The 20,284-nt window shown below is 66.7% G+C and carries 21 protein-coding genes; 6 read left to right on the forward strand and 15 right to left on the reverse strand.

The genetic code is table 11. The annotated features are described in order from the left end of the window. Positions 1 to 212: hypothetical protein (locus B0E41_RS27305; protein WP_216350717.1), on the reverse strand; the 212-nt coding region annotated here is incomplete at its 3' end. Between B0E41_RS27305 and B0E41_RS01390 the strand changes: the two genes are divergently transcribed. Together B0E41_RS01390 and B0E41_RS01395 are read left to right on the forward strand one after the other, a co-directional pair. Continuing rightward, a complete protein-coding gene (locus tag B0E41_RS01390; protein WP_077328027.1) occupies positions 211 to 483 on the forward strand; it encodes a helix-turn-helix domain-containing protein in 273 nt (90 codons plus the stop codon). The two genes, B0E41_RS27305 and B0E41_RS01390, sit on opposite strands and share 2 nt — an antisense overlap. Further along, a complete protein-coding gene (locus B0E41_RS01395) occupies positions 483 to 1,739 on the forward strand; it encodes a type II toxin-antitoxin system HipA family toxin (RefSeq protein ID WP_077328029.1) in 1,257 nt (418 codons plus the stop codon). Before B0E41_RS01390 ends, B0E41_RS01395 begins: the two co-directional genes overlap by 1 nt. Before the next feature lie 150 nt (positions 1,740 to 1,889). Here the strand turns inward: B0E41_RS01395 and B0E41_RS01400 are convergent, their stop codons facing one another. The 9 genes from B0E41_RS01400 to pqqA all read right to left on the reverse strand — a co-directional run bounded on the left by B0E41_RS01400 (position 1,890) and on the right by pqqA (position 7,917). Continuing rightward, positions 1,890 to 2,576 (reverse strand): hypothetical protein, encoded by a 687-nt coding sequence (locus tag B0E41_RS01400; RefSeq protein WP_077328030.1) that lies wholly within the window; start codon positions 2,574 to 2,576, stop codon positions 1,890 to 1,892. Between the two features lie 80 nt (positions 2,577 to 2,656). Further along, positions 2,657 to 3,181 carry a hypothetical protein gene (locus B0E41_RS01405; RefSeq protein WP_077328032.1) on the reverse strand — a complete coding sequence of 175 codons (525 nt, stop codon included), beginning with the start codon at positions 3,179 to 3,181 and terminating at the stop codon, positions 2,657 to 2,659. 23 nt (positions 3,182 to 3,204) lie between these two features. Next, a complete protein-coding gene (locus tag B0E41_RS01410) occupies positions 3,205 to 3,816 on the reverse strand; it encodes a hypothetical protein (RefSeq protein ID WP_077328034.1) in 612 nt (203 codons plus the stop codon). Beyond that, positions 3,791 to 4,552, reverse strand: coding sequence for a MotA/TolQ/ExbB proton channel family protein (locus B0E41_RS01415; RefSeq protein ID WP_216350718.1), 762 nt, complete (start codon positions 4,550 to 4,552; stop codon positions 3,791 to 3,793). The genes B0E41_RS01410 and B0E41_RS01415 overlap by 26 nt, the downstream gene beginning before the upstream one ends. A gap of 1 nt (position 4,553) precedes the next feature. Continuing rightward, positions 4,554 to 5,690, reverse strand: coding sequence for a pyrroloquinoline quinone biosynthesis protein PqqE (gene pqqE / locus B0E41_RS01420; protein WP_143433610.1), 1,137 nt, complete (start codon positions 5,688 to 5,690; stop codon positions 4,554 to 4,556). A gap of 132 nt (positions 5,691 to 5,822) precedes the next feature. Beyond that, positions 5,823 to 6,089: a pyrroloquinoline quinone biosynthesis peptide chaperone PqqD gene (gene pqqD, locus B0E41_RS01425; RefSeq protein ID WP_077328038.1), complete on the reverse strand. Its 267-nt coding sequence runs from the start codon at positions 6,087 to 6,089 to the stop codon at positions 5,823 to 5,825. Further along, positions 6,086 to 6,817 carry a pyrroloquinoline-quinone synthase PqqC gene (pqqC, locus tag B0E41_RS01430; protein ID WP_077328041.1) on the reverse strand — a complete coding sequence of 244 codons (732 nt, stop codon included), beginning with the start codon at positions 6,815 to 6,817 and terminating at the stop codon, positions 6,086 to 6,088. Before pqqC ends, pqqD begins: the two co-directional genes overlap by 4 nt. A 10-nt stretch (positions 6,818 to 6,827) precedes the next feature. Next, on the reverse strand, positions 6,828 to 7,745 hold the full coding sequence (gene pqqB / locus B0E41_RS01435; protein WP_077328043.1) for a pyrroloquinoline quinone biosynthesis protein PqqB: 918 nt from the start codon (positions 7,743 to 7,745) through the stop codon (positions 6,828 to 6,830). A gap of 97 nt (positions 7,746 to 7,842) precedes the next feature. Then, positions 7,843 to 7,917 (reverse strand): pyrroloquinoline quinone precursor peptide PqqA, encoded by a 75-nt coding sequence (gene pqqA / locus B0E41_RS01440; protein WP_068167214.1) that lies wholly within the window; start codon positions 7,915 to 7,917, stop codon positions 7,843 to 7,845. A 78-nt stretch (positions 7,918 to 7,995) separates the two neighbouring features. Between pqqA and B0E41_RS01445 the strand changes: the two genes are divergently transcribed. Together B0E41_RS01445 and B0E41_RS01450 are read left to right on the forward strand one after the other, a co-directional pair. Next, complete coding sequence (locus tag B0E41_RS01445; protein ID WP_171984632.1) at positions 7,996 to 9,108, forward strand: alpha/beta fold hydrolase; 1,113 nt, start codon at positions 7,996 to 7,998, stop codon at positions 9,106 to 9,108. Then, positions 9,105 to 10,127 (forward strand): MBL fold metallo-hydrolase, encoded by a 1,023-nt coding sequence (locus tag B0E41_RS01450; RefSeq protein WP_077328048.1) that lies wholly within the window; start codon positions 9,105 to 9,107, stop codon positions 10,125 to 10,127. Before B0E41_RS01445 ends, B0E41_RS01450 begins: the two co-directional genes overlap by 4 nt. Positions 10,128 to 10,183: 56 nt before the next feature. Here B0E41_RS01450 and phbB read toward each other — a convergent pair whose 3' ends face one another. Genes phbB through B0E41_RS01475 form a run of 5 tightly spaced genes read right to left on the reverse strand, consistent with a single transcriptional unit; the run spans position 10,184 to position 18,553 of the window. Then, positions 10,184 to 10,936 (reverse strand): acetoacetyl-CoA reductase, encoded by a 753-nt coding sequence (phbB, locus tag B0E41_RS01455; protein ID WP_077328050.1) that lies wholly within the window; start codon positions 10,934 to 10,936, stop codon positions 10,184 to 10,186. A 29-nt stretch (positions 10,937 to 10,965) separates the two neighbouring features. Next, positions 10,966 to 12,147: an acetyl-CoA C-acetyltransferase gene (locus tag B0E41_RS01460; RefSeq protein ID WP_077328052.1), complete on the reverse strand. Its 1,182-nt coding sequence runs from the start codon at positions 12,145 to 12,147 to the stop codon at positions 10,966 to 10,968. 52 nt (positions 12,148 to 12,199) lie between these two features. Beyond that, positions 12,200 to 14,518, reverse strand: a complete 2,319-nt coding sequence (locus tag B0E41_RS01465; RefSeq protein ID WP_077328068.1) for an NADP-dependent malic enzyme — start codon at positions 14,516 to 14,518, stop codon at positions 12,200 to 12,202. 47 nt (positions 14,519 to 14,565) lie between these two features. Next, positions 14,566 to 17,268: a CoA-binding protein gene (locus tag B0E41_RS01470; RefSeq protein ID WP_077328115.1), complete on the reverse strand. Its 2,703-nt coding sequence runs from the start codon at positions 17,266 to 17,268 to the stop codon at positions 14,566 to 14,568. Positions 17,269 to 17,278: 10 nt separating this feature from the next. After that, positions 17,279 to 18,553 (reverse strand): ATP citrate lyase citrate-binding domain-containing protein, encoded by a 1,275-nt coding sequence (locus B0E41_RS01475; RefSeq protein ID WP_077328070.1) that lies wholly within the window; start codon positions 18,551 to 18,553, stop codon positions 17,279 to 17,281. 215 nt (positions 18,554 to 18,768) lie between these two features. Between B0E41_RS01475 and B0E41_RS01480 the strand changes: the two genes are divergently transcribed. Both B0E41_RS01480 and B0E41_RS01485 read left to right on the forward strand, forming a co-directional pair. Next, positions 18,769 to 19,749 (forward strand): tripartite tricarboxylate transporter substrate binding protein, encoded by a 981-nt coding sequence (locus tag B0E41_RS01480; RefSeq protein WP_253194531.1) that lies wholly within the window; start codon positions 18,769 to 18,771, stop codon positions 19,747 to 19,749. 22 nt (positions 19,750 to 19,771) lie between these two features. Continuing rightward, positions 19,772 to 20,284 carry a tripartite tricarboxylate transporter TctB family protein gene (locus tag B0E41_RS01485; RefSeq protein ID WP_077328072.1) on the forward strand — a complete coding sequence of 171 codons (513 nt, stop codon included), beginning with the start codon at positions 19,772 to 19,774 and terminating at the stop codon, positions 20,282 to 20,284.

Genomic DNA, 20,284 nt, shown 5'->3' on the forward strand with positions numbered 1-20,284 from the left:
GATCCGGCCCGGTGACGCGCCGCGCGGGGTGCATGCCCGCGATGTGATGCGTTGCCGCTTGGATGGAATGGGGCGGGGGTCTGCCATGCGCAGCACAGCCCGCCTTCCATCGTGGCTCTGTTCATCAATGACCGCTCGGTCATTTTTTCCTTGACCCAATGAGGTTGTGCACACAGAATTACCGATAGGTAATCAACCAGGTGTGCACCCATGCCCAACTCCCCTAAAGTCCCGGTCGGTCATTCGGCTGATCGGGCAGCGGTCGTCAAGACCTCGACCGAGCTCGGTGCCCTCGTGCGAAGCCAGCGCACCCGGCTTGCCCTCCGTCAGCTCGACGTGGCTGGCCTCGGCAACACCGGCAACCGCTTCATCGTCGATCTGGAAAACGGCAAACCCACGGTGCAGCTGCAAAAGGTGCTGGATCTGCTGGATCTGCTGGGGCTGGAGGTGGTGGTGCGGCCCAAGTCGCAGCAGGCATCCTGATGGCCCGGCCCGACACGTTGGACGTATTCTTCGGCACCGAACGCGTGGGCGCGGTGCGCGACGCTTCGCCCCTCGTTTTTGAATACGCACCCGCCTGGCTGCAGCGCGCCCCGCCCCGGCCCGTGGCCGCCATTCCCTTGATGTCCGGCCCGCAGCAGTCCGATGCCGTGCAGGCCTTCTTTGAAAACCTGTTGCCCGAAGGTGAGTTGCGCGTCTACCTTTCTGCGCAGCGCAAAGCCTCCACCCTGTTTGCCATGCTGCTGGAGGTGGCGGGTGATACGGCCGGGGGCTTCGTGCTGCTGCCTGCCGGCCAGGCGCAGCAGCCGGCCCGCTACGAGGCCACCACATGGGCAGCGCTGGCGGTCGTTCTCAAGGCCAAGTCCGCGGCGGCCATTGATCTGCAGGGCGGCGACGCCCGCATCTCGCTCGCGGGCGCACAAGACAAGGCCAGCATCGCTCTCTTTGCCGACGGCGTTCCCCAGCTGCCACGCGGCACCGCGCCGTCCACCCACATCCTCAAGCCCGACATCCGCCGCCTGGCCAAGGTGCGCGAATCCGCGGTGAACGAAACCGTGATCATGCGCACCGCCGCGCGCTGCGGCCTGCCCACCGCTGAAGTGTTCTACGAGCCGCTCACCCGCGCCTGCGTGGTGCGACGTTTCGACCGCGTGGCGCGCGCCGACGGCGGGCTGGACCGCCTGATCCAGTACGACCTGTGCCAGCTCGCCGGCACCGTGTCTGAAAAGAAGTACGAGAAAGAAGGCGGCCCCAGCCTCGCCGCGTGCGCCGCCATCGTGCGCCGCACCAGCAGCCAGCCGGCGGTGGACTTGCGCCACCTCGTGCAGTGGGTGTTCTTCAACCTCTACACCGGCAACAACGACAGCCACGCCAAGAACCTGTCCATCTACGAACTGCTCGGTGTTGGAACACGGTTGACCCCGTTTTACGACCTCATGTGCACCCGCATCTACCCCGGCCTCTCGCGAGAATTCGCATTCAGCCTGGGCGGTGAAGTGCTGCCTGGCAGCGTGGGACGAGAGCAGGTGGCTGCGCTGGCGCGCGAGCTGGGCATGGGGGCGCCGTTCTTGCAAAAGACCGCTGCCGAACTGGCGCGTCAGTTGCCGGCTGCGCTGCATGCGGCGTGCGATGAATTGGCGCCGCTGCTCGCGCCCAGCGGGCGCGTGTTTCTGGAGAAGCTGCGCTTGTGGGTGGTGTCGAACACGGCGAAGACGGCGGCACGGCTGGCGGTTGCTTAGCCGTTTCCTTCCCGATTTTGTCGTCGCTGTCGACACAATTTCGACCACACGCTCTGTTGGCCAGGAAACTCAGTTGGGCATGTTGGTATTCGAAGTCAGACGGGGTTGGCCGAAAATGTTGACGGGTATGGCAATAGCGAGCGACCCCAGCTACCGCACCCACTCAGCGCTGAGCACTCCCCCAGTCAGAAACCCGCTGGGCACTTTTTCCTCGCGCTGAAACTTCACCAGCCCCTCGCCCTGGCAATACCACTCGCGGCTGATCAGCGGCACGTCGGTGAAGCCGTTGACCGGGTCGGTGTAGAGGTTCAGCCGCGCTTGGCCGACCACGCGCAGGCAGGGCTGGTGTTCGCTGCCGTCGGCGAGCTTCACGCTGTCGTCCACCGCTTCGATGCGCCAGGTCATCTGCGCCTTGTGGGTGTATTTCAGGTCGCGCGGGTACTCGTTCTTGCGTTGGATCAGGTAGGGAACGGTGGCGGTGGTCCACTCGGTGCCCACTTGATAGGGCGCCTTGAGCACCCAGACGGGTTCGGCATCGGCCGTGGGCTGATTGTCGATGTCGGTGCGGGTGGCGATGCGGCGCACGCCTTGTTCGTCCACCTTCAGGTAATAGCTCACGCCGGCCGAGTGGTGGCGCACGGCCACGGGCTGGTCCTGGTAGGTTTCGGGCGCTTGGACGCGCATCGTCCACTGCTCGGGCTCGCGCGGTTCGTCCATCGTGTAGGTCACGGCAAGGGTCTGCTCAGCGCCTTCGCGCAGGGGGAACCATTCATTGCCCTGATTGCTGCCGCTGCAGGCGGAGAGGAGCAGGGTTGCGATGGTGATGACGAGTGGCATGTGGGCTCGCGGGCCCTCACCCCCGCCCTCTCCCAGGGGGAGAGGGAGCCATGCGGGGAGGTGCTTGTTGGCGGCGCTGTTCATTTTTCGGGGAGTTGTGCGCGTGGCAAATCGCGCAGCTTGATTTCCACCTTGTCGTTGCTGGCGGGCAGCAGCCAGGCCAGGCCACCCTGGCCGCGTCGCGGCTCGGTTTCGCCGAGTTGCGTGTTGCCATCGCGCGCTTTTTTGATGCCGTCGCCTAGGATGCGGTGCAGGTCTTTTTCGTAGGGCAGCTTGAAGGCGCGTGGCATCTCCAGCGGCTGGTTGTCTTTCATGGGGTTGACCCAGAGGTAGATCGCGCCCTTGTGCCCGCGCCCGGGGCTGGGTTCGTCGAACACGGCTGAAAGCAGCACGAAGCGCTGGGGCAGTTGATCTTCGGCCGGCCAGCCCGAAACACCTTTGAAGGTCTGGTGCCCGAAGGCGTAGAAGCCGCTGACCAGCAGCACCATTGCGGCTTTGAGGCCCCAGTGCCAGCGCGTGCCCAGGCACAGGGCGAGCAGCAGAAAGGCCAGCAGCGCGTAGACGAGGGCGAGCAGCAAGAGCTGCGAGGAAACGGCGGGGATCATGGGTGCTTGTTGTTGTCGGTGAGTCAGAGTCCCGTGCGCTGCACGATGGTCTTGGGCTGTGTGCTGAGGTCGGTCACGCGGCCGCTTTCGTCGAGCGTGAAGCGCACCAGGGTGCGCTCGTCGCCCTTGCGCGGGATCTGCTGTGTGCCGGTGAAGACGATTTCGGCCTGCGGGTTGACCTTGACCACCGCCACCCTCACGTCCACCGGCTGCTGGTCTTTGCTGTCGTAGTAGTGGGCGTTGACCACGTACTCGCCGGGCACGATGCCGCGCAGGGTGACGATCTCTTGCCGGATGGGGCTGCTGAACTCGCGCCCGTTCACCAGCACGCTGCTGTTCTTGGCGCCGCGGTCGTCGCGGTCCAGGTGCAGCAGGCCGGCGTCGCGCTGGCGAAACCACAGCGTCTTGCCGCCGGGCTCCATGACCCAGGCGTCGACGTCGTTGGGGTTGTTGTCGGGCCACGAGACGGTGACCATGAACTCGGCCTTGGCCGGCACATCGCCGGCCTTGCGAGCGTTGGGGTTGAAGGCGAGGATGGCGATGACGAAACAGAAGACGAAGGCGATCAACATGTTGAACAACATGTCGTAGAACGGATCGGTCTCGGTGTCACGGACCGGTCGGCCGATGGCCATCGCTCGCTCCGTCAGACGCCAATGAAAGCGCCAGCGCATCGGCCACCAGCGCGTCGGCAAAACGGTCCAGCCGCATGAGTTGCAGGCCGAGCAGGATGTTGCCGGTGAGCCCGGTCACCGTGGTGAGCAGTGCGATACCCAGGCCGCCGGTGAGGCTCTTGAGCAGCTGCGCGCTCTGGCTGGGGTCGAAGCTCTCCAGCTGGCCGAGGTTGAGCGCGAGGATGGAGAAGCCGATCACCTTGCCGAGCAGGCCGAGCTTGAGCTGGATGCCGTTGAGCCACCAGGCCATTTCGTGCGCGCCATGGGCGCGTTCGCCCAACACCAGCAGCCAAGAGGCGCGGTCGGCGCCGGGCTGCGCCGTACCGTGCAGGAACTCGCCGCTCCAGCTGCCGGCGTGTTGGCCGGTGTGTTGCGCCAGGTCGAGCGCGGTGCGCTGGCGGCCGAGCACCCAGGCGCGCTGCCCGGCCCAGCCCGAGCAGCCGATGAACATCAGCACGATCACAACGGTCAGGCGCGTCGGGTCGGCCTCGATCAGCCGGTGCCAGGCGCCCGCCTGCCAGAGCAGCAGCGCTGCAAAGGCCAGCAGCCCCATGAAGGCCAGCCAGAGCAGGAACAGGCCCTGGTCGGCGCGCTCGATGGAGAGCGGCGCGTGCCGACTGCCCGGCAGGTGACGCACCAGCAGGGCGCCGAACATGCGGTGGGTGGCGTTGGCCTGGGGCGATGGAGGCGAACTCATCTCATGGCAACGGATGCAATGCCCGCGACTCTGCGTCGCTACGGAACACGATGGGGATGTTCCGGCGTTTGGGTGCGTCTCGAACCACCGCCACCACCTTTTCATGGTGGGCCGACTTGCTGCACACCGGGTCGGTCTCGGCCGGGTCGCCAGTGATCAGGAAGGCCTGACAGCGGCAGCCACCGAAGTCCTTGTGGCGCTCGTCGCAGCTGCGGCAGGTCGGCTTCATCCACGCGTCGCCGCGGTAGGTGTTGAAGGCGTTGCTGCGCTGCCAGATGTCGGCAATTGACACGTCTTTCACGTTGGGCAGTTGCAGGCCGGGCAGGTCGCGCGCGTTGTGGCAGGGCATGGCCAGGCCGTCGGGTGCGATGGAGAGGAACACCGCACCCCAGCCGTTCATGCAGGCCTTGGGGCGTTCTTCGAAGTAGTCGGGCACGACGAAGAGCACGCGGCATTTCTGGCCCGTGGCTTTTGCGTCCTGCTCGGCACGGAAGGCGTTGACCACAGCCTCGGCCTCCACGAGTTCTTCGCGCGTGGGCATGAGGTGGTCGCGGTTGATCCAGGCCCAGCCGTAGTACTGCGTGTTGGCCAGCTCCAGGTACTCGGCTTCCAGCGCCACCGCCATCTCGATGATCTTGCGCACGTGGGGCAGGTTGTGCCGGTGCAGCACGCAGTTCATCACCATCGGCCAGTCGTGCTGCTTGATCAGCTTGGCCACGCGCTGCTTGAGCTCGAAGGTTTTTGTGTGGCTGAGAAAGTCGTTCAGCTCTTTGGTGGAGTCCTGGAACGAGAGCTGCACGTGATCGAGCCCGGCGTCTTTCAGCTTCTGCGCGCGCGCAGGCGTGAGGCCCACGCCGGAGGTGATGAGGTTGGTGTAGTAGCCCAGGCGGTGCGCTTCCTGCACCAGCTCTTCGAGGTCGTCGCGTTGCATCGGCTCGCCGCCCGAGAAGCCCAACTGCGCCGCGCCGAGCTTGCGCGCCTGCGTCATCACGTCCACCCACTGCGCGGTACTCAGTTCGTCCGTCACCTTGGCGTGTTGCGTGGGGTTGTAGCAAAACACGCAGTGCAGCGGGCACTGGTAGGTCAGCTCCGCCAGCAGCCACAGCGGTGGGCCGGCGGCGATGGGGTTTTCAGCCATCAAGGTCATGGTTGAAAGGCACAGGCTTGGGGTTGTTGGAAGCACAACCGAGCACGCCGCGGAACCGGCTTTGCCGGGCCGCCAGCGTGGCCCCCTTGAGGGGGTCGTGCGAAGCACGGCGGGGGTGTCGCTCTATTCAATCCAGCCACGGCGTTGTCCTTCTTCGAGGAGGTTGCGGACTTCTGGGGCGAGGCCCTGTGCGTTGAAGGCTGCTTCAAGTTCGCCCACGATGGTGTCAATCGTGCGCTCGCCGTCACAGCGTTTCAATATCTCTGCCGCGCTCGGATTGAGCTGCACCATGCCCTCGGGGTACAGCAGCACCCACCGGCTCTGCGCTTCCTCGTACTGGAGGCGGAAGCGGCGCGAGAGCTTGGGGCGCTCGGGCAACGCGTTGCTCATTGACAGGCCTTTTCAATCGCATCCAGCATGGTCCAGAGAATGTCCAATTTGAACTGCAGGATGTCCAGCGCGCGGTGCTGCGCTTCGCGGGTATTGAAGTACGAGAGCGTGACCTGCAGGCCGTGTTCCACATCGCGTGTGGCGAGCGGGATGCGGCTGCGGAAATAGGCCAGGCCGCTGGCCTCGATCCAGGGGTAGTGCGTGGGCCAGGTGGCGAGGCGGTCCTTGTGGATCTGCGGCGCAAACATTTCGGTCAGCGAGGAGCACACGGCTTCCTGCCACGGTGCCTTGGCCGCGAAGTTCACGTAGGCGTCGCAGGCAAAGCGCACCGCGGGCGCCACGCCCTGCAAAGACCACAGGTCTTCGCGCGAGATGCCGACCGCCTCGCCCAGCCGCGTCCAGGTCTCGATGCCGCCCGCGGCCGAGCCCTCGTAATCGCCGTGGCCGTCGTGGTCGAGGATGCGCTCAATCCACAGCCGGCGGTGCGCGCGGTCGGGCATGTTGGCGAGGATGGCCGCGTCCTTGCGCGGGATGCAGATCTGGTAATAAAAGCGGTTGGACACCCAGCAGCGCAGCTCGTCGGGCGTGCAGCCGCCGGTGTTCATGCGCACGTTGAACGGGTGGTGGATGTGGTAGCTGCGGCCCTTCTCACGCAGTTGGACCTCGAAGACCTCTGGGCTCCAGGCGGGCAGGTGGCTGTTGGTGTGGATGGCTTGGGCGATTTCCATGGTGCGGGCTTTAAAAAACAATGTCCATGCCGTCGTGGGCGACTTCGATGCCGTGGGCCGTGAGTTCGGCGCGTTCGTCGGAGTCTTCCACCAGCATGGGGTTGGTGTTGTTGATGTGGATGAGGACCTTGCGCACGCCGGTGGGCAACTTGTCGAGCTGCTCGATCATTCCGCCCGGCCCGCTTTGTGGCAGGTGGCCCAGGTCGGTGGCGCTCTTGCTGTGCAGGCCCATGCGCTGCATTTCGTCGTTGGTCCAGAAGGTGCCGTCGACCAACACCACCGAACAACTGGTCATGAGCTCCAGCAACGCGGGCGTGACCTCGCCCAGGCCGGGCGCGTAGAACGCGCGCTGGCCGTTCAGCGGGTTGGTGATCACCAGGCCGATGTTGTCGCCCGGGCGCGGGTTGCCGCGAAACGGTGAATACGGCGGCGGCTTGGACGAGAGCGACACGCACTGCAGTTGCATATCGGGAAGGCCGGGCACGGTCAGCGTGCGGCCGTCGATGGGCAGCTCGTGGCGGTCCACGCCGCAGAAGTGCGAAAGGATGCGGGTGATGGGAAAACCGTCGGACAGGTCCGAGAACACCTCGGGCGTGGCCAGCAGGGGCAGCGGTGTCCGGCGCTCGCGCAGCATCAGCAGGCCGGTCACGTGGTCGATCTGCGCGTCGATCAGCAGCACGGCGGCGATGCCGCTGTCGCGGATGGTGCGGGCGGGCTGCAGTTCAGGGTTGTCGCGGATCTGGTGGAGGATGTCGGGCGAGGCGTTGACCAGCAGCCAGTCGGTGCCGTCGGCACTGATGGCGATGGACGATTGCGTGCGGGCCGTAGCCTTGACGGTGCCCCGACGCAGACCATCACAGTTGGGGCAGTTGCAGTTCCATTGCGGAAAGCCACCACCGGCCGAAGAACCCAGGACACGGATGCGCATAGACTGAGCCGGAACGTGTCAGACGTTCAGGAAAAAAGGGAAGAAAAAAAGCGCACGCGTTGTGCACCCGTGCGCTTTGAAGCGGAACCGCCGGTGGTCAGCGGTTGGCGATGTACATCGTGATTTCAAAACCGAAACGCAGGTCGGTGAAAGCGGGGGTGGTCCATTGCATGGTGTGTCTCCGATAGAGTGGGTTGGCATGAAACATGTCTGCCGACTTGTTTGCACCACTGCACCTCAAGTCGCAACCATGAATAGCAATATCGATGCCACGAAACAGCCTGCGACCTGGAGCCCCAGCGACCGGTGGGCTCAGGCCGCGCAGCGTCCCTGGCACCGACCCCTGTACCTGCCGCTGGACGCGCCGCACCACATGGCGTTTCGACTCAGGGGAAACCCCGAAGGCGGCGCGTGGTTGCTGTTGCACGGCGGCCCGGGCGGCCGTTGTCAGCCCGGCATGCTTTCGCCGCTCGATCTCGCTCGGCACTGGGCCATCGCGCCCGATCAGCGCGGCTGCGGCAACAGCCGTCCGCAGGGCCGCGCCGTGCACAACCACACCCACGCGCTGGTGGCCGACGTGGAGGCGCTGCGGGTGCATCTGGGGCTGGAGCGCTGGTCCATCCTTGCGGGTTCCTGGGGCACGGTGCTGGCACTGGCGTATGCCCAGCGCCATCCCGAGCGGGTGGAGCGCCTGGTGTTGCGCGGCGCCTTCGCGCTGCGCCGTCGCGAGGTCGGCGGGCTGCTGCAAGGCGCCCGCAGGTCAGGGAAAACCATGAGGCCTGCGCCGCGCTCATGGCCCACCGCGCCGGGCACGTCGCTGCCCGCCTTGCTCAGCCGACTGCGACAGTTGCTTCAAACTGGTACACCCGCTGTTGCATCGCTGCGCGCGGCGCGGCGGTGGGCCTTGCTTGAGATGCGAGATGCCGAGCGGGGCCTGCGGCGCGCCCTGGTTCATGTGGCACTGCAGCAACCCGAATCGGCGCCTGCGTTGCGCGGCGCATGGGCCTCGCTTCGGCGCGGCGCCCGCCAGCGCGCAGCGGCGTTGGAGCGCCCTGCCGGGCGCGACGACCTGGCCTTGCAGCGCCAATACAGCGTCCAGTCGCACTACCTGTTGCACCGGGGGTTCGTGCGGCCCGGTGAGCTGGACCGGGCCGTGCGCACGCTGGCGCAACGCGGTGTGCCCGTGGCCTGGGTGCACGGGCGCTGCGACGCCATCTGCCCGCCGGCCAACAGCCGCGGCTGGGCGGCGCTGGGGCAGCGGCTCGCGCCGGGATCGGCCACGCTCGCGCTGCCGCTCAGCGGCCACCTGGGGCTTGAGCCGCTGATGCTGGCGGCCCTGCGCCGCGAGGTGCGTGGCACATGAGCGGTCTGTCCACCGGGTGGCGAACTGCGGGTCGTGGCCTGGCGCTGCTGGCGTTGGTCTTCGGCGCGGTTGCCGCGCGTGCCGCGCCAACCGCCGCCGATTGCCGCGCTCTGGAGCCCGTGCCCTGGCAGGCGGTGGCACCCGGCGTGTGGGTCTGGCTGCCGCCGGGCGCGGGCGACGTGTCTGCGGCGAACGCGGGCCACGTGGTGCCGACCAGCGTGGTGCTGGGCGGGCGGGAGGCGATGGTGATCGACCCCGGGCCGAGCCAGCGCCACGGCCTGCGGCTGCGCCGGTCCATCGAGTGCCGGTTCAAGGCGCGCGTGCGCTGGATCGTCAACACCCACGCTCACTCGGAAAACGTGCTCGCCAACTCGGCCTTTGCCGATCTGGTGGCCGACGGTCGAGTCGACATCTTCGCCACAGCCGCCACGCGCGAGGGCATGGCGCAGCGCTGCCCGGACTGCCTCGCCAGCCTCACCCAGCGCGTGGGCGAAGCGGCGATGGCCGGCACCCACATCGTGCTGCCGAACCGGACCCTGGCCGAGGGCGATGGGCTGCGCGTGGGTGCTTTTGATCTGCGCGTGATGCGCGTGGAGCAGGGCCACACCGAAGGCGACCTCGTGCTCTGGAACCCGCACCACCGCCTGCTTTGGGCCGGCGGGCTGGTGTACCAGGGGCGCGTGCCCGAGTTGGCGCAGGGCAGGGTGGACGATTGGCTGGCGGCGCTCACGCGGCTGGACGCACTGAAGCCGAAGCAGGTGCTGTCCACGGTGTGGTCAAAGGGGCGTCAGGGTGTTCCGCCCCCCGCGCTGGCCGCCACGCGCGACTACCTGCAGTCCCTGCGCGAACGCATCTTGCAAGCCATGGACGAAGGCGCCCAGCCCCAGGAGATTGAGCGCGTGAACCTGCCAGCGTTCCAGCACTGGGAAGGCTATTCGGCGCGGCACGGCTTCAACGTGCAACGCGCCTGGCGCGAACTCGAACCGGTCTGGATGGACCGGGCCACGCCAGCGAAGTAGCCTCCGGCGCGAAGTGCCCGAAGCTGATCAATTCCTCGCTTGATCCAGGCCATGCCCTATTGCATGTGCTGACCCCCATTGATGGCGATGTTGGCCCCCGTCACGAACGCGGCTTCCTCCGAAGCCAGGTAAATGATCAAGCCGGCCACCTCTTCGGGTCTGCCCAGGCGGCCGACCGGAATGTTGGGCAGGATCTTGGAATCCAGCACCTCCTGCGGAATCGCCGTGACCATCTTGGTGCCGATGTAGCCGGGTGAAATGGTGTTGACGGTCACGCCTTTTTTGGCCACTTCGAGCGCCAGCGCCTTGGTGAAGCCATGCACGCCGGCCTTGGCGGCCGAGTAGTTGGTCTGGCCGAACGCGCCCTTGGAACCGTTGACCGAGGACACGTTGATGATGCGCCCCCAGTTGCGCTCGACCATGCCGTCGGCGACCTGTTTGCTCATGTTGAACAGGCTGTCGAGGTTGGTGCGCAGCACCGCATCCCAGTTCACCTTGTCCATCTTCTTGAAGGTCATGTCGCGCGTGATGCCGGCGTTGTTGACCAGCACATCGACCGGGCCGAGCTGCTCCTGCACCCGGGCCACGGCGCCGGCGCAGGAGTCGATGTCGGTCACATCGCAGGGCACGGCGAGGATGTCGTAGCCGTTGGCCTTCATCTGCGCCACCCAGTCGGCGTGTTTGGCGTTGCCGGGCGAATAGGTCACGGCCACTTTGTAGCCGGCATCGACCATCTTGGTTGAAATCGTCTCGCCCAGGCCGCCCATGCCGCCCGTGACCAGAACCACGCGTGTTGTTGCTTGTGTCATGTTGTGTCTCCTCGTTGTGAATACTTCGTTCAGGCGCGTTCGACGGCCAGCGCCACGCCCATGCCGCCGCCGATGCACAGCGAGGCCAGGCCCTTGTTCGCGCCGCGGCGCTGCATCTCATGCAGCAGCGTGACCAGGATGCGGCAGCCGGACGCGCCGATGGGGTGGCCAATCGCAATGGCGCCGCCGTTGACGTTGATCTTGGCGGTGTCCCACTCCATCTCCTGGTTCACGGCGCAGGCCTGCGCGGCAAACGCCTCGTTGATCTCCATCAGGTCCAGGTCGTGCGCCGACCAGCCGGCCTTTTGCAGGCACAGCCTGGAGGCCGGAACCGGGCCCATGCCCATGAGGCTGGGGTCGAGGCCGGCCGAGGCATAGGCGCGGATCACCGCCAGCGGCGTGAGGCCCAGCGCGGCGGCGCGTTGCGCGCTCATCACCAGCACGGCGGCGGCGCCATCATTCAAACCCGAGGCGTTGCCGGCGGTGACCGACCCGGCCTTGTCAAAGGCCGGGCGCAGGCCGGCCAGGCCTTCGGCACTGGTCTTGCGGTTGACGAATTCGTCGGCCGAAAAGACGATGGGCTCGCCCTTTTTCTGGGGAATGGTGAACGGCAGAATTTCGTCCTTGAACTTGCCCGCGTCCTGCGCGGCGGCGGCTTTTTGCTGGCTGGCCAGCGCCAGCGCGTCCTGCATTTCGCGCGTGATGCCGTATTGCTTGGCCACGTTCTCGGCCGTGGTGCCCATGTGGTACTGGTTGTAGACGTCCCACAGGCCGTCGGTGATCATGGTGTCGATGAGCTTCCAGTCGCCCATGCGCTGGCCGTCGCGCGAGCCCGGCAGCACGTGCGGCGCCGCGCTCATGTTCTCCTGCCCACCGGCGACGATGATCTCGGCGTCGCCACACTTGATCGCCTGGGCCGCCAGCATCACGGCCTTCAGGCCCGAGCCGCAGACCTTGTTGATGGTCAGGCCCGGCACGCCCTGCGGCAGGCCGGCCTTGATGACGGTCTGGCGCGCCGGGTTCTGGCCGGCGCCGGCGGTGAGCACCTGGCCCATGATGACTTCGCTGACGGCGTCGCCGGGCACGCCGGCCTGGGCCAGCAGGCCGCGCACGACATGGGCGCCCAGATCGGGCGCGGCGGTTTTGGCCAGGGTGCCGCCGAATTTGCCGACGGCAGTGCGGGCCGCGGCGACGATGACGATATCGGACATGAAAACTCCTTCGGTGTGAATGCGGGGGAAACGGAACGGTGAAGCGACGGCGTCATCCCGCGCGGATCTGCGCGAGCACCGAGGTGGCCGAGTGGCTGGACCACTTGGAGGCGGTGTCCACCGACGCCAGCGCTGTCATGTTGACCAGGCGCCTGACCGTTGCGGTCGGCGTCAGGATGTGCGCCGGTCGCGCCAGCCCGAGCAGGATCGGACCGACCGTGATGCCGTGGCCCGAGACCGCTTTGAGGACGTTGAAGGTGATGTTGGCCGCGTCCAGCGTGGGCATCACCAGCAGGTTGGCTTCGCGCGTGAGGGCCGAGCCGGGGAACACCTGGTTGAGCACCTCCAGGGACAGCGCCGCATCGCCGTGCATCTCGCCCTCGACCTCGAACGGGAGCTTGAGCGAGCGGATCAACGCCAGCGCGCGGCGCATCTTGTGCGCGCTGGCCGTGTCCTCGCTGCCGAAGCTCGAATGCGACAACAGCGCCATGTGCGGCGTGATGCCGAAGCGGCGCACCGCGTCGGCGGCCAGCACGGCGATCTCGGTCAGTTGTTCGGGGCTCGGGTCGGCGTTGACGTAGGTGTCGCAGATGAACAGCGTGCGCTCGGGCAGCATCAGCAGGTTCATGGCCGCCAGCGTCTCGACGCCCTCGCGCAGACCGATCACATCGGCCACCACGTCCAGGTGCGCGCGATAGCCGCCGGTCACGCCGCACAGCAGCGCATCGGCGTCGCCACGGTACACCAGCATGGCGGCCAGCGCTGTGGCGTTGCGGCGCAGGGTGGACTCGGCGGCCAGCGGCGTGACGCCCTTGCGGCGCGTGAGCTGGTAATAGACCTGGGCGGCTTGCGGCACCCGCGCATCGGTGTCTGGGTCGACCAGTTCAAAGTCGCGCCCGGGCACCAGGCGCAGGCCGAAGTCCTTGATGCGCTGGGCCACCACGCCAGCGCGTCCCACCAGGATCGGCGTGGCCAGGCCCTCGTCGATGACGATCTGCACGGCGCGCAGCACGCGCTCGTCCTCGCCCTCGGCGTAGGCCACGCGCTTGGGCGCCTTCTGCGCCGCGTCGATCACCGGTTGCATCACCGAGCCGGAGTGGTAGACAAAGCGTGTGAGGCCGGCGCGGTAGGCGTCCATGTCGGTGATCGGACGCGTGGCCACACCACTGTCCATCGCCGCTTGCGCCACCGCCGGCGCCACGGCCACGATCAGGCGCGGATCGAAGGGCTTGGGGATCAAATAATCGCGGCCGAAACGCAGGCCGGCGGCGCCATAGGCTTTGGCCACGCTTTCCGGGATCTCGGCGTGCGCCAGGGCCGCGATGGCGCGCACCGTGGCCAGCTTCATTTCCTCGTTGATGGTGCTGGCGCCGACATCGAGCGCGCCGCGGAAGATGAAGGGAAAACACAAGACGTTGTTCACCTGGTTCGGGTAGTCCGAGCGGCCCGTGCCCAGGATCGCGTCCGGCCGGACCGCCAGCGCTTCCTCCGGCAGGATCTCCGGCGTCGGGTTGGCCATCGCCAGGATGATGGGGTCGCGCGCCATGGTCTTGACCATCTCGGGCTTGAGCACGCCGCCGGCCGACAGGCCCAGGAAGATGTCGGCGCCTTCGATGATGTCGGCGAGTTTGCGCGCCGAGGTGTCTTGCGCGTAGCGGGCCTTGTTCGGGTCCATCTGCTCCTTGCGCCCGGTGTAGACCACGCCGTTGCTGTCGGACACCAACACGTTGCGCATCGGCAGGCCCAGGCTGACGATCAGGTCCAGGCAGGCCAGCGCGGCGGCGCCCGCGCCGGAGCAGACCAGCCGGACTGAGGCGATGTCCTTGCCGACGTGCCGCAGTGCGTTCAGGATGGCCGCGGCGGCGACGATGGCAGTGCCGTGCTGGTCGTCGTGGAACACCGGGATCTTCATGCGCTCGCGCAGCTTCTTCTCGATGTAGAAGCACTCGGGCGCTTTGATGTCCTCCAGGTTGATGCCGCCGAAGGTGGGCTCCATGCGCGCGATGGTGTCGATGAGCTTGTCGGGGTCGAGCTCGTCGAGTTCGATGTCGAAGACGTCGATGCCGGCGAACTTCTTGAACAGGCAGCCCTTGCCTTCCATCACGGGTTTGCCCGCCAGCGGGCCGATGTTGCCCAGGCCGAGCACGGCGGTGCCGTTGGTGATGACGGCCACGAGGTTGTTGCGCGCGGTCAGGTTGCCGGCTTCGCGCGGGTCTTCGACGATGGCCAGGCAGGCTTCGGCCACGCCGGGCGAGTAGGCCAGCCCGAGGTCGCGCTGGGTCACCATGGCCTTGGTCGGCGTCACCGAGATCTTGCCGGGTGTGGGGTAGCGGTGGTAGTCGAGGGCGGCTTGCTTCAGGTCGTTGCTCATGAGGGTCTCACTCTTTGTTGTTCGTGTCCGGACGGCGCAAAGCCGTATCAGGCGATGAAGCGGCAGGCCGAGGCGGGGGCTCGCGTGTCCATGTTGCGGCCGCGGTTGAGGTGGTCGTCGATCTCGGCGGCGCAGCCCAGCATGCGGGCGTACAGGAAGACCGTGAACGCCGCCGTCTCCAGCGCGTCGGCCTGGATGGTGCCGGCGCGGTAGGCCGGCCACACGGTCTTGAGCAGCAGCGCGGCGATCACCGCATCGACGTTGACGCAATACACGTTGCGCGACACGCCCGCGTCATAGAGCTTTTGCACCAGGGCCTTGTAGAAGGCCAGGAACACGTTGTGCTCGCCGCGCTTGTTCATCAGCTCGCCAATGAAGACCTCGCGCGGATCGAGGTTGACCGGTTTGTCCTTGAACACCGGGTGGTTCACGCAGGGGATCTTCATGATGTCGAGGTTGCCGCTGACCTTCTTGTCGCTCTTGTAGCGGGCATAGGCTTCGACATAGCGCGTCACCAGCGCGTCGATGTCGACACCGTGCGCCGCGCTGCCCGGGTTGCTCAGGCCGCTGTCCTTGAACTGCTCCAGCAGAAAGGCCACGCCTTCAAAGCCGTTGCCGCCGTGCGCGTAGCCGCAGTGCGTGAGAAAGCCGATCAGGCCCTTGTTGAGCTGCACGCGCTCCGGTTGCTCGGGTCCGTCGGACGAGACCGCACCCTTGGCGCCCTGCGCCGAGATCGTGCCCGGGCCATTGGAGAGCAACAGGCCGACCAGCGTCTGGAAGGCGAACAGGTCGCTCGCGCTCGGTTGGCCATGCAGCAGCGCGACAAAGGCCACGTCGGTGAGCGAGCGAGAGCCGAGCAGGTCGACCTCGTCGATGCCGCAAAAACGCGTGGCTTCATGGCGCGTGGCATCGACCGAGGCGCCGATGGCGGTGCCGAACAATTGCATCCAGGCCGGCAGGCATTCCACCGTCAGGCGCGAGACCCGTTTGCGCATCAAAGGGCCCCAGCCCAGCGTGGTGGTGACGGCGGCCAGCACGGCCTCGGCACGGGGGTGGCCGCCCAGGCTCTCGATGTAGCGAACGAACACCGAGCGGGTCCCGCGTGCGCGCAAGCCGTCGAGCATGGCCTGGGCCAGCGGGTCGGCGTGCGCACCCAGCATCAGTTCGGCTTCAGGGGTGTCCGGCAGGCCATCGAGCGGGAAGCCCTCGTCCAGTGCATCCTTCAACCCGGCTGCCGAGAAGCGCTCGATCAGCTGGCCGGCGATGGCCCGGGCCGGGCCGGTGCGCCGCGGCCCGACGATGGCCAGCGCCGCCGCCAGCACGGCGTTGGGTGCGTTGCCGGCATCGCGCGCGGCCTGCGCGGCCACCAGCGTGGCCTCGCCATGCAGGTTCAACCAGGCGCCGACCGCCACGCTCACCAGCTTGCGGTCGTTCTCGCCGCCGGGCTCCTTGAGCAGGGCCAGGCCGACATTGGCCTCCAGCGAATACTGCGCCGCGTCCAGCACCGACACGCCGTTGAGCCGCGTCACCTGCGTCTTGGCATCCATCTGCGACACGCCGGACGCGTCCTTCATGCTTTCCCGCGCGAACACGGTGCCGACATGTTTGTCAATCGCATCGACCTGGGCATCGTAGGGCGCGACCGCGCGCACCACCGGCAGGTCCAGCTCGGCCGGCAGCCGGACGCCCATGTTGGAGCCGAACCAGGCTTTCAGCTCCATCGTGCCTTCGGGCGCGAAGTCGGGCTGCACGCCATTGGCCGCCATCACCGCCGACAGTGCGGCTGGAATGTCGGCGATGTTGACCACCACCGCGCCCTTGGCCGAGCACACCGGGTTGTCGGGCGTGAACAGCGCGTTCACCCCAAACTTCTCCATGAACCAGCGCTCCTTGGACGCCGCGTCGTCGCCGCCGCCGGACATCGCGCCGGCATGGCCAACCGCGCGGGTGAGCTTGCTCTTCCAGCGCCCCACCACGCAGGCCACCACGGGCTTGGTGAACTCGGCGTCGAGTTCGTAGTAGCCCCCCGGCTCGCAGTACAGCACCGCTGCCTTGCTGCGCGCGTCGTTGCCGAGCGCGAAGGCAAACTCGGGTGCGGCGTAGTGGATGTAGACGTCCTTGCCCGACGACACCAGCGTGGTCGTGCCCCAGCCGCCCATGCGCAGGTACTGCGCGATGGTGGTGGTGAAGCCGCCGGAGTTGGACAGGATGGCGATCGAACCCTTCTTGAGCGTGTCGCCCGGACTGTCGCCGCCCAGCGCGCCGCCGATGCGCACCTGGTTCCATGAATCGGCCACGCCCAGGCTGTTGCCGCCGAAGATGTCGATGCCGCGCTGCTGTGCCATGGCGCGGATCTCGCGCGCGTCGTGCACGCTCATTTTTTCGGTCGGAATGAAGATCTTGGTGAGCTCGGGGTTGACGCGAATCAACTCGACAACGCCGTCGTCGGCCGCGCTCGGCGGCAGGTAGACCACGCCGCAATTGAAGCGATGGCCCGCCTCCAGACCCTCGCGCACATTGTTGTAGACCGGGATGTTGCCGGCCGGCGTCTCCAGCACCTGGCCGTGCCGCCCCGGCGAGGTACCAAACACCACGTTGGCGCCGCTCCAGGCATGGCCGACCGGCGTGACCTCGCTGGACTCGCCGCCCAGGATGTTGAGCACGCACACCCGGTCCTCTCGGGTGGCGATCTGGGCCAGCGATTCGACGCCGGTGAAGTACTTGAAATTGCCTGCGCTTTTTCTGATCATCATGTGCTCCTCAATCTGCCAGCTTCATGCCACGCGCCACCTCGGCGCGTCCGCCCGTCTTCATCCAGGTGTCGACGCGCCGCGCGTAGTCCACCACCTCGCTCATCGCCGAGTCGAAGCCAAAGATGCGGTAGGGAATGCCGAGCGCCTCGCAGGTGTCGCGCATCACGCCCATGCCGCGCACCAGGTTCGGGCCGCCGCGGCCCACCACCAGGTAGAGCGGCTGCGCGCCGTAGGTGCCGAAGTGCTCGCGCAGCGCATCGGCCATCGCGCGGAAGGTCTCGAAGATGTCGGTGTTGTTGCTCTTGCCGCCGATGATGAAGAGCACGTTGCTCTGCTTGAGCCAGTGCTTGAAGCAGATGCGCGCCACCGCCTTCATCTTCTCGTAGGGCGGATTGCCGCCGAAGTCGGACGAGATGCTGGCGTCGTCGCCCAGCATCTGCGTGACCAGCGAGTTGGCGCCGCCGCCGAAGGTCGGCGCGAGGATCGTGCCCTTGGGGTTGATCACATAGACATCGCTCTGGCCCTGGTAGGTGCGCAGCTGGTTGATCTCCTGCTCGAAGTCTGAGTAGTCGGCGGCGAACAGGTCGGCCGGCAGGTTCAGCCGCTGCCAACGCGGATCGTCGCGATCAAACCCGCACTTGAAGTCGCAGGCCACCGGCGTCAACCGACCCTTGGCGTCGGGGCGCAGGCGGATCGGATTGAGCTCCAGCGTCGTCATGCCGTAGTCGTGGAACAGGTCCCACAGATTGGGCAGGAACTGCACCAGCGGCGAGATGATCTGTTTGGGCGCCTTCAGTTCCGACAGCGCGTTGGCCACGATGAAGGCCTTCAGGCCCGTCAAGGGGTTGAAGGGCACGCTGACGATCTGGGTCTTGTCGAGTTCCTCGATGTCCATGCCGCCGTGATGCGTCAAGGTCATGGTGGGCGCCCGGTATTGCGTGTTGTCGGTGAGCGAGAAGTAGACCTCGTGCTCGGCCGGCACGCCCGCCTCGAAGGTCACGCCGTTGGACTTGGCGACCTGGTTGCCGTGACGGTGCTCGCAGAAATACAGGCGTTCCTTCTCGGACAGCGCGGTCTTCAGATCGGTGGCGCGACCGACCAGCCCGGCCTTGCCCTTCTTGCCGACGCCGCCCTTGAACACCGGCTTGATGAAGACCTGGCCGTGTTTGACGATCAGGGCCTTGATCTCGGATTCGCTCGCGTCGGGGCCGAGAATTTCCGGGGTCGGGAAGCCCGCCAGCTTGAGGAGACGGGCGCCATGCAGCATGCCGGTGATGTTCATAGTGGTCCTTGGTGCGGGGTGGATCAAATGTGTTGGCGATGCTAGGAGGCGGCCCCGCGCGGCGGCTTTCGAAACTCTTTCATCGCACCCTATCGATTTCCCTACCCGGGTAAGTACCGAGTTCAAAGCAACCCGTTTGAAAGTTCTTCGAAAGCTTGCCCGCGCGGGTCGTCCACAAAATGAATTCGCTCGAAAACAATGACATGGAGACAGACATGATGAAAATCGCTCTTGCACGCCGGCAGCTTTTTGCCGCCATCGCCAGCAGCGCACTGCTGCTCACCACCCCCTGCGCCATGGCGCTGGACGCCGTCAAGATCCTGGCCCCGGCCGCGCCCGGCGGCGGCTGGGACCAGACCGCCCGCTCGATGCAGCGCGCCCTGCAAAGCGGCGACATCGTCAAGCGCGTGACGGTGGACAACAAGCCCGGCGCTGGCGGCACCATTGGGCTGGCGCAGTTCGTGACCTCGTCCAAGGGCGACCCTCAGGCCATGATGGTCACTGGCATGGTGATGATCGGCGCCATCCTGGTGAACGGCTCGCCGGTGAACCTGACGCAAGTCACGCCGCTGGCACGCCTGACCGGCGAGTACGAGGTGGTCGTGGTGTCGGCGTCGTCCAAGATCCAGAAGCTGTCGGACCTGATCGCGCTGCTCAAGAGCAACCCGGGCGCGGTGTCTTGGGGTGGCGGCTCGGCCGGCGCCACCGACCATTTGTTGGCGGCCATGATCGCCAAAAGCGCGGGCGTCGATCCGACCAAGATCAACTACATCGCGCACGCCGGTGGCGGCGAGGCGCAGTCGGCCATTCTGGGCGGCCATGTCACGGTCGGCGTCAGTGGTTGGGGCGAGTTCGCGCCCCAGATCAAGGCCGGCAAGCTGCGCGCGCTGGCGATTTCGTCGGAACAGCGCATGCCCGATGTGAAGGATGTGCCGACGTTGAAGGAGCAAGGCGTCGACGTGGTGATGGCCAACTGGCGCGCGCTGTTCGGCGCACCCGGCATCAGCGAGGCGCAAAAGGCCGAGCTGGTGGCGGCCATCGACAAGGCCGTGAAGACGCCCTCGTGGAAGGAAACGCTGGACAAGAACGAGTGGACCGACCTCTATCTGTCGGGTGACGCGTTCAAGAAATTCCTCGACACCGAGCAACCGCGCATCACCGAGATCGTGAACTCGCTTGGCCTGGCCAAGAAATAAGAAGCTGATCGAGAGGCTCAACATGAGTTCATCTTCCATGGCTCCCGTGTCCTCGGGCCGCCCGGCCCTGGGCGGTGAGGCGCTGCTGTCGCTGGGCATGGTGCTGCTGGGCGCCTTCGTCGTCTGGCAGGGCAACCTGGTCAAGGCGGCGGCCGGCTACTCCGGGGTTGGTCCGGGCCTGTTCCCAACCCTGATCGGCAGCGGCCTGTCGCTGATCGGCCTGGTGCTGGGCTGGCAAGCGCTGACCGGCGGTTGGCGGGCCATGCCGGACGACGAGACCACGCACCAGGGCGCCGACTGGCGCGCCTTCGGCCTGATCAGTCTGGCGGTGCTGCTGCACATGGTGCTGATCGGCTGGGCCGGCTTCATCATCGCCTCGGCGCTGCTGTACGCGCTGATCGCGCGCGGCTTCGGCAGCCACCGCCCGGGCCGCGACATCGTGATCGCGGTGCTGCTCGCGGTGCCGGTGTTTTTCATCTTCACGCGCGGGCTGGGCCTTCACCTGCCGGCCGGCTGGCTGAGTTGGGGGACTTGA

The organism is Hydrogenophaga sp. A37 (assembly GCF_002001205.1).
Taxonomy (GTDB): Bacteria; Pseudomonadota; Gammaproteobacteria; order Burkholderiales; family Burkholderiaceae_C; genus Hydrogenophaga.

Excerpts from the sequence above, each read along its gene's own strand:
- B0E41_RS01390 (WP_077328027.1), top strand. The coding sequence starts at position 211 with ATGCCCAACTCCCCTAAAGTCCCGGTCGGTCATTCGGCTGATCGGGCA.
- B0E41_RS01395 (WP_077328029.1), top strand. The coding sequence starts at position 483 with ATGGCCCGGCCCGACACGTTGGACGTATTCTTCGGCACCGAACGCGTG.
- B0E41_RS01400 (WP_077328030.1), bottom strand. The coding sequence starts at position 2,576 with ATGCCACTCGTCATCACCATCGCAACCCTGCTCCTCTCCGCCTGCAGC.
- B0E41_RS01405 (WP_077328032.1), bottom strand. The coding sequence starts at position 3,181 with ATGATCCCCGCCGTTTCCTCGCAGCTCTTGCTGCTCGCCCTCGTCTAC.
- B0E41_RS01410 (WP_077328034.1), bottom strand. The coding sequence starts at position 3,816 with ATGGCCATCGGCCGACCGGTCCGTGACACCGAGACCGATCCGTTCTAC.
- B0E41_RS01415 (WP_216350718.1), bottom strand. The coding sequence starts at position 4,552 with ATGAGTTCGCCTCCATCGCCCCAGGCCAACGCCACCCACCGCATGTTC.
- pqqE (WP_143433610.1), bottom strand. The coding sequence starts at position 5,690 with ATGGCTGAAAACCCCATCGCCGCCGGCCCACCGCTGTGGCTGCTGGCG.
- pqqD (WP_077328038.1), bottom strand. The coding sequence starts at position 6,089 with ATGAGCAACGCGTTGCCCGAGCGCCCCAAGCTCTCGCGCCGCTTCCGC.
- pqqC (WP_077328041.1), bottom strand. The coding sequence starts at position 6,817 with ATGGAAATCGCCCAAGCCATCCACACCAACAGCCACCTGCCCGCCTGG.
- pqqB (WP_077328043.1), bottom strand. The coding sequence starts at position 7,745 with ATGCGCATCCGTGTCCTGGGTTCTTCGGCCGGTGGTGGCTTTCCGCAA.
- B0E41_RS01445 (WP_171984632.1), top strand. The coding sequence starts at position 7,996 with ATGAATAGCAATATCGATGCCACGAAACAGCCTGCGACCTGGAGCCCC.
- B0E41_RS01450 (WP_077328048.1), top strand. The coding sequence starts at position 9,105 with ATGAGCGGTCTGTCCACCGGGTGGCGAACTGCGGGTCGTGGCCTGGCG.
- phbB (WP_077328050.1), bottom strand. The coding sequence starts at position 10,936 with ATGACACAAGCAACAACACGCGTGGTTCTGGTCACGGGCGGCATGGGC.
- B0E41_RS01460 (WP_077328052.1), bottom strand. The coding sequence starts at position 12,147 with ATGTCCGATATCGTCATCGTCGCCGCGGCCCGCACTGCCGTCGGCAAA.
- B0E41_RS01465 (WP_077328068.1), bottom strand. The coding sequence starts at position 14,518 with ATGAGCAACGACCTGAAGCAAGCCGCCCTCGACTACCACCGCTACCCC.
- B0E41_RS01470 (WP_077328115.1), bottom strand. The coding sequence starts at position 17,268 with ATGATCAGAAAAAGCGCAGGCAATTTCAAGTACTTCACCGGCGTCGAA.
- B0E41_RS01475 (WP_077328070.1), bottom strand. The coding sequence starts at position 18,553 with ATGAACATCACCGGCATGCTGCATGGCGCCCGTCTCCTCAAGCTGGCG.
- B0E41_RS01480 (WP_253194531.1), top strand. The coding sequence starts at position 18,769 with ATGATGAAAATCGCTCTTGCACGCCGGCAGCTTTTTGCCGCCATCGCC.
- B0E41_RS01485 (WP_077328072.1), top strand. The coding sequence starts at position 19,772 with ATGAGTTCATCTTCCATGGCTCCCGTGTCCTCGGGCCGCCCGGCCCTG.